Genomic DNA, 11,951 nt, shown 5'->3' with positions numbered 1-11,951 from the left:
GCGCACTATTGAGCCATGGATCCGCAGGAACTTCGTCGGGTGGGCCTGCTGTACCGCGACCTCGAGATCGAGGTGGATCGGCGCGGCCGGTTCTTCGCGGCCGCCCTCCTGATCTTCGGAGGGCTGGTGGCGCTGACCTTGGCCGTCTCGTGGTGGTTCGTGATTCCTCTCGGCCTCCTCGCCGTGGCCGCGGTGGGGGCGATGATCGTGTCGCTGGCCGGAAGAGCACGACCGAGGAACCCGACTCGAACCCCGACGAGCACCCACCCCGCGCACCTCTGAAGCTGGCGACCCGCGCCCTTCACTTCGCTGCGCTCAGTGGGCGGGCGCTTCGCTGCGCTCGGTGGGCGGGCGCTTCGCTGCGCTCGGTGGGCGGGGCCGCTTCCCGCTGGCCCGCACAGCAGCGCGCCCGCCGGCTGTGGCCGGCGGGCGCGAGAGTTGCAGCGGAAGCGTCTCAGGCCTGGACTGCGGCCTGGAGATCGCGCAAGGGTGATGCCTCGCGTGCGGCAGCGGACTCCGGGTAGAAGTCGGCCGAACCGACAGCGCCGAGAACCTCGACCTTGTGCCGAACCGTCGCCATCATCGTCTCGAGTGCGAGCGGGTAGATGTCGTGCGGTTCGCGCTGGGCGGGGTTCAGCAGAACCTCGCGCAGTCGATTGAAGTAGGACACCTTGATGTCGGCCGAGATGTTGACCTTCGCGATACCGAGCGTGACCGCCTCGGACACCTCGGCGTCAGGCGTGCCCGACCCGCCGTGGAGGACCAGCGGAACAGGCGTCGAGTCCTTGATCTCGCGCAGCAGGTCGAGCTTCAGCTTCGGTTCGACGCCGGCCGGGTAGACCCCGTGGCAGGTGCCGACCGCGACCGCGAGGTAGTCGACGCCGGTGTCGCGGACGAAGTCGCGCGCCTCGGACGGCGTCGTGTACACGATGTCGGCCATCTCCTCAGCCGACTTGATGTCCCGCGCGCCGATCGTGCCGATCTCTCCCTCCACCGAGACGCCGACCGCATGGGCGGCCTCGGCGACCTTGCGGCAGATCGCGACGTTCTCGTCGTAGGGGAGGAGCGAGCCGTCGATCATCACCGAGGTGAAACCGAGACGGATCGCGCCCATCACCTGCTCGAACGTGGCCCCGTGGTCGAGCTGCACCGCGACGGGGATCGTCGCGGACCGCGCGAGCTCGAGAACCGAGGCCAGGAACTCGTCGCCCACCAGCTCCCACTCGGACGGATGGATCGAGACGATCATCGGCGAGCGGACCTCCTCGCAGGCTTCGAGACAGCCTCGCAGCATCGCGTAATCGCTGATGTTGAAGGCAGGGACCGCGAAGCCCCGCTCATATGCGGGCTCGAGGATCCGCACTCCGTTGACGAGCATTCGTGTCTACCTCTTTCGTTGTCGAATGGTGCAGGGACAGGACGCCGGTGCGGGACGGTGTCCACCGCCCGCACCGGCGCCGTCATCACTTGAGGACGTCGGTCCAGTACTCCTGCAGCGCTGCCGCCGTCGTGTCCACGTCGGCGTCGCCGTCGAGCAGCTTCACGAGGTTCTCGTTGAGGTTGCGCAGCAGATCGGTGCCGAGGGGGAGGCCGTCGAGCTCGGTGACCAGCTCGCTGTCCTGGTAGAGGTCGAACGCCTGCTGGAAGAGCTCATCGCCGTCGAGGTAGCCGGGAACGGAGTCGACGTTTCCGGGGAATCCGATCGCCTCGGTCGCCAGTTCGGCGTTGACGTCGGTCGACATGATCCACTCGATCAGCTTCCAGGCCTCGGCCTTGTGCTCGCTGTTCTCGGCGATGCCGAGACCCCAGGTCGCGCCGGCGAGACCGCGGGTGCCGGTGTAGCCGTCCTCGGCGGGGACCGCGCCGAGGGTGAAGTTGAGGTCGGGGTTCGATTCGCGGATGCCGTTGATGTGGGCCAGCGAGCCGATCATCATCCCGTTGCGACCGGCGGTGAACTCCTCGACCTTGTCCTGCTCCTGCTGGGTGAACGCGCCCGGCGTGATGAAGCCGCTCTGGTACTGGTCCTGCAGGAACGCGAGGGTGTCCTTCACGTCTTCGCTCTCGAAGTCGGGGGTGCCGTCGTCGAGGAAGCGGCCGCCCGAAGCCCACAGCCACGACTGCGGGTCGAAGCCGGCCGGGCTCTGCACGTTGATCGGCAACGACCAGGCGTAGGTGCCCGTGTCGGGGTTGGTCACCGCCTCGGCGGCGGCCACGAACTCGGACCGGGTCGATGGGATCTCGGTGATGCCCGCCGCCTCGAGGAGGTCGGTGTTGTAGTACATGGGGTAGGTGAAGTTCAGGGCGCGGACGAGGTAGGTCGAACCGTCGATCTGATCGTTGCTGACGAGAGTGTCGGTGTCGAAGTCGGCGTCCTCCATGAGGGCGCTGAGGTCGGTGATCGCGCCCTGCTCGTAGAGGTCGTACACGGTGGTGCCGTTGATCGAGACGACGTCGGCGAGTGTGCCGGTGGCCGCTCCTGCGATCTCCTGCTCCATGGTCGCCGCGTAGGGGTTCGAGATGAGCTCGACCTTGATGCCCGGGTTGTCGGCTTCGAAGCGGTCCATGAGGTCGCGCATGACGCCTTCTTTGAGCTCGACCTCCCACCACTGGCTGAACTCGATGGTGACGTCGCCCGACGCGGACCCGTCGGAGCCCGCTCCGCCGCCCGCGCAGCCGGCGAGAAGCAGCGACGCGGCCGCCCCCATGCCGACCATCGTCAGAATCCTGCGCTTCATAATGCCTCTCCTCAATGAGATGTATCCGTCAGCACTCTCGTCTCGACACTGATCTGAGAGTGTGCGAGCACCCGTGCACGCCGGGGGATCGCGGTGCCGTGGTGACGGCAGTGCCAACCTACTCGACAAGATACGAAAACGGAACACTTTCTTTTTGCATCGCTTAGGTAGTCGAGCGCGGGAGAGAGCGACGTAACTGCTCGGTTACCTTTCGGGCGCGCCGAAGCCGAGGGCTCGGCGGTGCTGACTGCCGGGTATGCCGCAACCTCCGCCCTGCCGCGGTGTCGCGCGGGTCGGACGCCACCACTGCGGCGACGTGACGCTCGGGTCAGACGACGATGAGTTCGCAGCCCGAGGCCCGGATCGAATCCTGGATGGCCTGAGGCATCGTGTCGTCGGTGATGACCGTGTCGAAATCGGAGACGTTCAAAACCTTGTGGTGATCGGTCGTCGTCCACTTGGACGCGTCCGCGAGCAGCACCTTGCGTCGGGCGACCGCGCCGAGGGTGCGCTTCGAGTCGGCGATGTCGAATGTGCCCTCGACGATGTCGTTGTCGGCATCCACTCCGCCGGCGCCGAGGAAGGCGACGTGGGCGATGACGCCCTCGAGTCCCTGCTGGCGCGCGGTGCCGACGGTGGCGGCGATGCGCGGCATCAGCTTGCCGCCGAGCAGACGGAGATCGACGCCCGCGACGTCCATGAGCCTCAGGGCGATGTTGACCCCCGGTGTCAGCACGACGAGGTCCGTCACGGTGGGGAGCTGCCTCGCCAGTGCGAAGCTCGTCGTACCGGAGTCGAGGACGATCGTCATGCCGTCCTCGATCAGTCGAACGGCGGCCGCGGCGATGCGCTGCTTCGCCTCGACGCGCTGCGTGCTCCGCTGGTCGAAGCCGACGAGCGGCTCCTCGGGCATCGTGGCGCCGCCGTGCACTCGCGAGACGCGACCCTGATCCTCGAGCACCTCGAGGTCGGTGCGGATCGTCACCTCGGAGACGCCCAGGCTGCGAGCCAGGTCGATCGTGCGGGCTTTGCCCTGCTCGAAGATCATGGCGAGGATCGCCTCGCGCCGTTCAGAGGCGAACACGGGCCGACACTAGCACCGAAACGCAGGCAAACGGAGATTTTCGGAAGGAGGCGCCCCCGCGCCGCGTGTCAGGAGAAGATGCCGCCGACGGCTCTGTCCATGTCGCCGAGCGACCCGGGGCGCAGGTCGATCCGCTGTGCTCCCGGCATGGATTCGGCGTCGGGCCACCAGCCGATCGTCGCGCCCGTGATCGCGGCGGCGCCGCGAGTCGCGGTCTCGCGGACCGTCGGGACCGCCAGGGGCGGAGTCGCCAGCAGGGCCTTGGACCGGCGCCATCGCTCGGATCGCAAGCCGCCCCCGGTGAGAAGAGTGATGCCGTCGGCTCCCGTCGCGTCGCGAAGGGCCTTCTGCCCCTCATTCGCGACGAGGACGTAGTGGTCGATGATGGCCGCCCACGAGTCGGGTGTCGGTGGCAGATCGGCCGATCCGCCGAGTTCGAGGATCCGCGCCGTGGCGTGCTCCACCCTGTCGACCGGATGCGGCGGCGGTGCCGCGCGGTCGACGGTATTGCGGTCAAGACCGCTGTGGTCGAGGAAGGCCTGCATGGCGAGGCCCGGGCGCATCCTCTCCCACACGACGAGCCGCTCACCGGTCGCCGGCCAGACCTCGAACGTCAGGTCGGGGTCGGAGCGCAGGACGCGCGCGCAGTGCCCATCGTCCCGGGCGAGATCGGAGCGCATGACGGCGATCAGGGCCTCGCCGGTTCCCATCGAGTCGCCGACCTCGTTCGCCCGCATCCCCGCCCCGACGGCGGCGACGGGGTGGTCGTGACCCGCGATCACGACCGGCGCTCCCTCGGCGAGTCCGAGCTCCTTCGCCAACCGTGTCCGCGCGGGGTGCCCGAATCCGGCCGGGGCGACGCGGGGGAGCGCCACCCCGCCGAGTCCGGCGGCCGCCCACACGTCGTCGAGGTACTCGCCCCGAGCCGAGTCGTAGACGCCGCTCGTCACGGCCAGTCCCGCCTCCTGGGTGATCTCACCGGTCAGCCGCCAGGCGAGTGCGGCGCACAATCCGACGAACGATCCTTCGAGCGGGGAGTCCGTCTGCGCGGCGACATGTCCGAGCTTGGCGAGCGTCGACGCGACATGCGTGTGGTGGCCTGTCCGCACGGTGAGGTCGTCGGACCCGAAGGTGTCCTCGATCCGGGCTATCACGTCGGCTCCACGCGGGTCGTACCAGGTCGGGAAGGCGAGATCGACGAGAGCCCCGCTGTGGTCGATCAGGGTGCCCGCCTCGCCCATCGAGCTGAGCCCGACAGCGGCGATCGACCCGGGCGGGAGTGCGAGGGAGCGCACCAGGTCGATGGCCGCATCGATCATCGCGAGCACGAGGAAGCCGTCGCCCTCCGTGCCGGAGCGCTTGGGCGTGGGCGATTCGGCCGAGGCGACGGGACGACCCTCGCCGTCGTAGGCGGCGACCTTGATCCGCGAGCTGCCGAAGTCGACTCCGACGATGACGTCCGTTCGCATGCTCTTTCCTCGAATTGGCGGGCAACACTGCCCAAACGAAACCAAAACAAACCCAATTGGATTCAAACTGTTATGCTCACCGAACACTATCCGGCGATGCGGCCAGGGGCAATCAGGCGCCTCCGCCGCACGCACCGCACGAGAGGCGAACCGCGAGCATGACATTGATCACCCTGCGCCAGGCACTGGATCGAGCCCGCGAGGGCGGATACGGGATCGGGGCGTTCAACGTGACCGACATCGCCCAGGTCGAGGCGGTGCTCGACGCCGCGCGGCTCACCGGATCGCCGGTCATCGTGCAGACCATCGCCGGTGCCTCGGTGTTCGCATCCGACGAGCTCTACTGGGATCTGATCATGCGCACCGTCGACCACTACTCGGATGTGCCCGTCGTCGTGCACCTCGACCACGGACCCGACGCCGAGACCTGCTTCCGGGCGATCGACGCCGGATTCTCGAGCGTCATGATCGACGGCAGCCTCGATCCGGAGACGCATGAGCCGAACACGTTCGAGCAGAACGTCGCGGTCACGCTGAAGGTGGTGGAGTACGCGCGGGAACGGGGTGTGTCGGTCGAGGGTGAGCTCGGCACCATCGGCGGATCGAAGGACGGTTCGACGCATGCCGCGATCGTGCTGGCGGACCCTGCTGAAGCGGGCGAGTTCGTGGCCCGCACCGGTGTCGACGCACTCGCCGTCGCCATCGGCACCTCGCACGGCGCCTACAAGTTCAGCAGCCCGCCCGACGACTCGGTGCTCCACATGGACCTGATCACGGAGATCGCGGAGACCATTCCCGGCACCCATCTCGTGATGCACGGCTCGTCGTCGCTGCCCGCCGACCTGCGGGACACGATCAACGCCCACGGCGGGGAGCTTCCCGAGTCGTGGGGTGTGCCCGAGGACGAGAAGGTGCGCTCGACGAAGCTCGGGGTCACGAAGATCAACCAGGGCATGGATTCGCACATGGCGTTCATGGCGGCGCAGCGCACCGTGCTGGATGCGGACCGGATCACCGTCGACCCCGCGGTCGCCGCGAAGGCCGGGCGACAGGGCATGTCCGACCTGATCGCGGAGCGCATGCGCATCTTCGGCCAGGCCGGTCGCACCGCCGACTACACCCCGGTCCCCTTCCGCGAGCCCGCCGCCCTCTAGAGACGGCGCATCCCGCTCCGTCGGGGAGAGGCGAGGTGCCGTCCGAGAACCCCTTGGTAGGGCCCTTCGGGCGTATTCGAGTTCCGGGGGGTGTTGGAGGTCGAGTAGTCGCGGAGCGGCATACCGAGACCCCCCTTCGCTTTGCTGCGCTCAGTGGGCGGGTGGGGCGAAGGGCCGAAGCCGTACCGAGACCCCCTTCACTTCGCTGCGCTCAGTGGGCGGGTGTCCCCCCGGGGGTCGAGTAGCGCGCAGCGCGTATCGAGGCCCCCTTCACTTCGCCGGGCTCAGTGGGCGGGCTTCCCTCGGAGGTCGAGTAGCGTGCAGCCCCTCTTCGGGAGGGGACTAGCGGGGGGCGACGACGTTCCATTCGACGACCACCGGTGTGCCGTGTTCGTGGCCGAGGGCGGAGACGGCGCCGGTCCCGAGGTACAGGCGCTCCGCGGCGACCGGGAGAGCGAGCCACACCGAGGCGAAGATCCGCAGGTAGTGGGCGTGCGCGAAGATCAGGACGTCCTCACCCCGATCCAGCACGGGGGCGACACGCCCGATGACCGCGGCGGCGCGGCGGCGAACCGCGTCGACCGTCTCGCCGGGTGTGTTCTCGCCGTGGATGACTCCGTCGGTCCACACGCTCCACGGGTGGCCGAGCGCCTCGATGATCCCGGGCGTCGTCAGACCCTCGTATCCGCCGTAGTCCCACTCGACGAGATCCGGATCAGGTACCGCCTCGGGATGACCGGCCAGAGCGGCGGTCTCCCGTGCGCGCGACAGGGGAGAGGTCAGCACCGCGCCGAACTCGCGGTCGCCGAGCACGACGCCGGCCATGCGGGCCTGGTGTCGACCGTTCTCGGTCAGGGGGATGTCGGTGAGGCCGGTGTGCCGGCCGGTTCTGCTCCATTCGGTCTCGCCGTGACGGACGAGGACGATGTGCGGACGGGTGCTCTCACCGAGGACGAGAGGGGACGGCTCCGCCACGTCAGGCCGACGCAGCGGCGTCGTCGAACGGGGTGAGCAGGAAGAGCGGGATCTCACGATCCGTCTTGTTCGCGTACTCGTTGTACTGGGGCCACACCTCGGCCGCGCGCTCCCACCACCGGGCCCGCTCGTCACCGCTGATGACTCGGGCGGTGTAGTCGCGTTTCGTCGCGCCGTCCTGCAGCTCGACGTGCGGCTCGGCGACGAGGTTGTGGTACCAGACCGGATGCTCGGGCGCACCGCCCTTGGAAGCGACGACGACGTACTCGCCGTCGTGCTCGACGCGCATGAGCGCCGTCTTGCGCAGCATGCCCGACTTGGCGCCGACCGAGGTGAGCACGATGACGGGCTTGCCCTGGAGGAGGTTGCCCTCACGTCCGTCGGTGCGCTCGTAGGTCTCGGCCTGGTTGCGAGCCCATTCCGATGTGCTCGGTGCGTATTCGCCTGTCAACGGCATGGTGGTGCTCCTCGTCGGTCGGACAGTGGCGACCGCGCGGAGCGGACCGCCGGTGGGCGGAACGCCGCTAGCGCGTGAGCAGTCCAGCGCGTTCGGGGTGCTTGTCGAACCATTCGCCGACGTACCAGCACATCGGGCGCACCCGCAGCTCCGTCGTGTTCTCGACGTCGTCGATGGCGTAGTCGACGAGCTGCCCGGCATAGCCGTGGCCGCGGTGGGGCGGGGGAGTGAAGGTGTGGGTGAAGGAGATCTCGGTGGGGCTCAACGCGTAGTCGAGGGCACTCAGCAGTTCGCGACCGTTCCGCACGGTGTACCGGTGCGCGTCGCGCTCATGTTCGAACGTCAGATCCACACCGTGATTCTAGAGCCGGACTACTGGATGCTCCCCGGACGGCGCCCGAGAGTGCGGTCGAGGAAACGAACCATCGCGGTCACGAGGGAGGCCCGCGACTCGACGCGACGGTACTCGTGTCCCTCGCCCGGCTGTTCGAGGTATTCGACGGGCCGACCGAGTTTCGTGAGGGCGCGGACCATGCGGCGGGACTCCCCGACCGGGACGTTGGTGTCGAGATCGCCGTGCGCGACGAGGAGCGGGACCTCGATCCGGCCGGCGGCCCGCAGGGGTGACAGGTCGCGGAGGAGCTTGCGGTCGCGCTGAGGGTGCCCGTATTTCGAGAACGCCGCCGAGGCGATCCACGGCTCCGTCTCCCGGTAGAAGCCGTGGAGGTCGGACATGCCGCACACGGCGACGCCCGATGCGAACACCCCGGGTGAGAAGGCGAGCGTCGCGAAGGTCAGGTATCCACCGTAGGAGCGTCCGGTGACCGCGATGCGGTTCGGGTCGGCGACTCCGGTGGCGACGAGGTGCTCCGCTGCGGAGACCACGTCGGCGAATGCGTCGTAGCGCTTCTCGATGTCGTCCGCGTGGACGAACTCCCGTCCGAACCCGGACGAGCCGCGCACATTGGGTGCGAACACGGTGATGCCCGCCGCGACGACGGCCTGATGCTGCGCGCTGAAAGTGGGGCGCTCCTGGGCCTCGGGACCGCCGTGGAGGTGCAGCATGGCGGCACCGTGGACGGCGGGCGCTCCGTCGTCGGAGTCGTTCGCCGGCGGACGGTAGAGCCACCCGGTGAGCGGAAGGCCGTCATGCCCGGTGAACGTCTCGAGGGTGGGTTGCACGAGCACGGCGTCGGGCAGTTCCGGCACCTCGGAGATGCGGGTCCACGAGAGGCTCTCGGTGTCGAGGTGCCACAGCTCGCGCGGCCGCTCGGGGCCCTCGATCGAGAGCACGACGCTTCGTCCGTCACGGCTCAGCACCGGGTGGGTCGCGACGTAGCCGGGCAGCGCCGGCACCGGGGTGCGGGTCCCGCCGACCGTGTCGAAGAGCTCGAGCTCGCTGCGGCCGGCGACGTTCCAGACGAGCAGCAGGAGGTCGCCGGCGTCGTCGGCGTCGAGGCCCTCGAGTTCGGCGTCCTCGCGCTCGGCGAGTGTCGCGACCGGTCCGCGGGCCCCTCCCGGGCCGAGGGGAACGGAGACGAGCTGTCGTCTCGGCCGGCCCTCCTCAGTGACGAGGTAGGCGATGAGCGGGGTGGGACTCCCGTGCGGTGCGGGCCGGAGGATCGCGACGTCGGTCGCTCCGGTCTGCGTGTGGGGGAGGAGGCTCGCCGACTGGTCGGCCACACGGTCGACGACGACGCAGAACTGGTGACCGCGGCGACCGTCGCGCAGGATCACGAGGCGCTCCTCGACGGACAGGTCGAGGACGGTGATGAGGTCGCCTTGAGCGAGGGGGTACAGGTCCCCGGTGGCGGGATCCGCGAGAAGGGCCCGCGTCGAGTCGCCGGGCGACCCGGGCGGGAAGGTCACGACCACGCGGTGCCCGCTGCGGGTCCACGGGCCGAGCTCCGCGTGAAGCGACTCGGACCCCGCGATGCGTCGCGCATCCGAGCCGTCGGGGCGCACCACCCACACCTGGCTGCGCACCCCGCCGCCCGTCGCGACCGCGCAGGCGAGCCAATTGCCGTCGGCCGACCAGGAGACGGAGAGCACGGGGTCGTCGCTCAACGGGATGCGCCGGGCGGGAGGCGACTCGCCGCCGGGCACCACGTCCTGGATCCACAGCTCGGGCGTGCCCCGCCGGTCGCTGACGAATGCCACCCGTGCGGCGTCGGGTGTCATGCTGGGATTCCAGCTGCCCCATGCCCCCGCGAGTCGCTCGCCGAGCTCGACAGCGTGCTCGACCGCTCCGGTCACGATCCCGGGTCCCGCGGCGCCCCGATGCGCGCCCGTCACCGCACACCCTGCGTCTGGAGCCACATCTCGAGCAGGGCCAACTGCCAGAGCGCATTCGAGCCGAGGGTCGTGCGCGTGGAGTTCGGGTCGGCGAGCAGACGCTCGACGGAGCCGGTGTCGAACAGGCCGCGTTCGCGGGCGACGGGATCGGTCAGCACCTCGCGGACGCGCCCGAGGAATGGTCCTTCGAGCTGGCGGATCGCCGGAACCGGGAAGTAGCCCTTGCGGCGGTCGATGATCGCGTCGGGGATGACGCCGCGGCTCGCGCGCTTGAGCACGCCCTTGCCGCCGTCGGCGAGCTTCAGCTCGGGCGGGATGGCACCCGCCAGCTCGACGAACTCGTGGTCGAGGAAGGGGACGCGCGCCTCGAGCCCCCACGCCATCGTCATGTTGTCGACGCGCTTCACCGGATCATCGACGAGCATGATGGTCGTGTCGTTGCGGAGAGCGGCGTCGACGGCCGTCTCGGCGCCGGCCCGGGCGAACCGCTCCTCGATGAACGCGCTCGGCGCATCGTGCTCGACCTGCCATTCGGCGGCGAGCAGGTGCTGCAGCTCGGGCCAGCGGCGGTCGAAGAACACCTTCGAGTACGCCTCCGCCGCCTGGTCGCGCGGCACGCCCGCCAGAGGCGGATACCAGTCGTACCCGCCCAGCACCTCGTCGGCGCCCTGACCGGACTGGACGACCTTGACCGACTTCGACACGTCCTCCGACAGCAGGTAGAACGCGACGGCGTCGTGACTGACCATCGGCTCGCTCATGGCGGCCACCGCAGCGTCGACGCCGGGGAGGAGGCGCGATCCCTCGATGCGGATCCGGGTGTGGTCGGTGCCGAAATGCTTCGCGACGATGTCGGAGTACTCGAACTCGTCGCCCGACTCCCCGCCCGCCGACTCGAAGCCGATGCTGAAGGTCTTGAGGTCGCGCTGTCCCGCTTCGGCCAGCAGGGCGACGACGAGGCTCGAATCGATCCCGCCCGACAGCAGCACGCCGACGGGAACGTCGGCGACCATGCGTCGTTCCACCGAGGTGCGGAGACTCGTGAGCACCGCCTGCTCCCAGTCCGTCGCCGACCAGTCGGCGCGTTCGGGGTCGCGCTCGAACGGCGGATCCCAGTAGACGCGATCGCTCGTCGTGCCGTCGGCCTCGATGGTGCGGACGGTGGCGGGCGGAAGCTTGCGCACGCCGTTCAGGATCGTCCGCGGCGCGGGCACGACCGAGTGGAACGTCATGTAATAGGACAGCGCGGTGCGATCGATCGACGTGTCAGTTCCGCCACCCGCGAGCAGTGCGGGGAGGGTCGACGCGAAGCGCAGCCGCGCCGAGGTCTGGTCGAGATAGAGGGGCTTGATGCCCAGCCGGTCCCGCGCCAGGGTCACGCGACCCGATGCGTGCTCGACGATCACGAAGGCGAACATCCCGTAGAAGCGCTCCACGCAGGAGCCGCCCCACTCGGCGAACGCCTTGCCGACGACCTCGGTGTCCGACTCGGAGAAGAACCGGTGACCCGCAGCCTCGAGCTCGGCCCGCAACTGCCGGTAGTTGTAGATGCAGCCGTTGAACGCCACCGTGATGCCCAGTGGCGCATCGACCATCGGCTGAGATCCCGCAGCGCTGAGATCGATGATCGACAGTCGACGATGCGACAGCGCGATGGGACCCCGCGCCCACACACCCGAGCCATCGGGCCCGCGATGCACGAGGCAGTCGTTCATCCGCCCCAGGCTCGCGACGTCGGCGGCCGCACCGTCGAAGCGCAGTTCACCCGCCAATCCGCACATG

At 69.2% G+C, this 11,951-nt stretch carries 11 protein-coding genes; 2 read left to right on the top strand and 9 right to left on the bottom strand.

Going from position 1 to position 11,951, the window contains the following annotated elements; genetic code table 11:
• Nucleotides 1-15: 15 nt before the first annotated feature.
• Nucleotides 16-282: a hypothetical protein gene (locus tag DDQ50_RS13670; RefSeq protein ID WP_116757238.1), complete on the top strand. Its 267-nt coding sequence runs from the start codon at nucleotides 16-18 to the stop codon at nucleotides 280-282.
• A 172-nt stretch (nucleotides 283-454) separates the two neighbouring features.
• On the opposite strand, the gene DDQ50_RS13665 is transcribed toward DDQ50_RS13670, so the two are convergent.
• The 4 genes from DDQ50_RS13665 to DDQ50_RS13650 all read right to left on the bottom strand — a co-directional run bounded on the left by DDQ50_RS13665 (nucleotide 455) and on the right by DDQ50_RS13650 (nucleotide 5,288).
• The gene (locus DDQ50_RS13665) at nucleotides 455-1,378 is read right to left on the bottom strand and encodes a ketose-bisphosphate aldolase (RefSeq protein ID WP_116757237.1); all 924 of its coding nucleotides are present in this window, start codon (nucleotides 1,376-1,378) and stop codon (nucleotides 455-457) included.
• A gap of 85 nt (nucleotides 1,379-1,463) precedes the next feature.
• Complete coding sequence (locus DDQ50_RS13660) at nucleotides 1,464-2,735, bottom strand: ABC transporter substrate-binding protein (RefSeq protein ID WP_116757236.1); 1,272 nt, start codon at nucleotides 2,733-2,735, stop codon at nucleotides 1,464-1,466.
• Between the two features lie 328 nt (nucleotides 2,736-3,063).
• Nucleotides 3,064-3,819 (bottom strand): DeoR/GlpR family DNA-binding transcription regulator, encoded by a 756-nt coding sequence (locus tag DDQ50_RS13655; RefSeq protein WP_116757235.1) that lies wholly within the window; start codon nucleotides 3,817-3,819, stop codon nucleotides 3,064-3,066.
• 68 nt (nucleotides 3,820-3,887) lie between these two features.
• Nucleotides 3,888-5,288, bottom strand: coding sequence for an FGGY family carbohydrate kinase (locus tag DDQ50_RS13650; protein WP_165829823.1), 1,401 nt, complete (start codon nucleotides 5,286-5,288; stop codon nucleotides 3,888-3,890).
• 158 nt (nucleotides 5,289-5,446) lie between these two features.
• Here DDQ50_RS13650 and DDQ50_RS13645 point away from each other — a divergent pair, with 158 nt between their 5' ends.
• On the top strand, nucleotides 5,447-6,442 hold the full coding sequence (locus DDQ50_RS13645) for a ketose-bisphosphate aldolase (RefSeq protein ID WP_116757233.1): 996 nt from the start codon (nucleotides 5,447-5,449) through the stop codon (nucleotides 6,440-6,442).
• A 342-nt stretch (nucleotides 6,443-6,784) separates the two neighbouring features.
• On the opposite strand, the gene DDQ50_RS13640 is transcribed toward DDQ50_RS13645, so the two are convergent.
• The 5 genes from DDQ50_RS13640 to DDQ50_RS13620 form a co-directional block, all read right to left on the bottom strand.
• Nucleotides 6,785-7,417, bottom strand: coding sequence for a histidine phosphatase family protein (locus DDQ50_RS13640; protein WP_205663635.1), 633 nt, complete (start codon nucleotides 7,415-7,417; stop codon nucleotides 6,785-6,787).
• Between the two features lies 1 nt (nucleotide 7,418).
• A complete protein-coding gene (locus DDQ50_RS13635; RefSeq protein WP_116757232.1) occupies nucleotides 7,419-7,874 on the bottom strand; it encodes a nitroreductase family deazaflavin-dependent oxidoreductase in 456 nt (151 codons plus the stop codon).
• A 67-nt stretch (nucleotides 7,875-7,941) separates the two neighbouring features.
• On the bottom strand, nucleotides 7,942-8,226 hold the full coding sequence (locus DDQ50_RS13630) for a GNAT family N-acetyltransferase (protein WP_116757231.1): 285 nt from the start codon (nucleotides 8,224-8,226) through the stop codon (nucleotides 7,942-7,944).
• Nucleotides 8,227-8,246: 20 nt separating this feature from the next.
• On the bottom strand, nucleotides 8,247-10,169 hold the full coding sequence (locus DDQ50_RS13625; protein WP_240614393.1) for a S9 family peptidase: 1,923 nt from the start codon (nucleotides 10,167-10,169) through the stop codon (nucleotides 8,247-8,249).
• On the bottom strand, nucleotides 10,166-11,950 hold the full coding sequence (locus DDQ50_RS13620; RefSeq protein WP_116757230.1) for an N-acetylglutaminylglutamine amidotransferase: 1,785 nt from the start codon (nucleotides 11,948-11,950) through the stop codon (nucleotides 10,166-10,168). The genes DDQ50_RS13625 and DDQ50_RS13620 overlap by 4 nt, the downstream gene beginning before the upstream one ends.
• Between the last annotated feature and the right edge of the window lies 1 nt (nucleotide 11,951).

The sequence above is a fragment of the Amnibacterium flavum genome (assembly GCF_003097495.1).
In the GTDB taxonomy this organism is placed as follows: domain Bacteria; phylum Actinomycetota; class Actinomycetes; order Actinomycetales; family Microbacteriaceae; genus Naasia; species Naasia flava.
The sequence above is the reverse complement of the archived record's forward strand: the minus strand, read 5'-3'. Positions and strand labels throughout refer to the sequence as shown.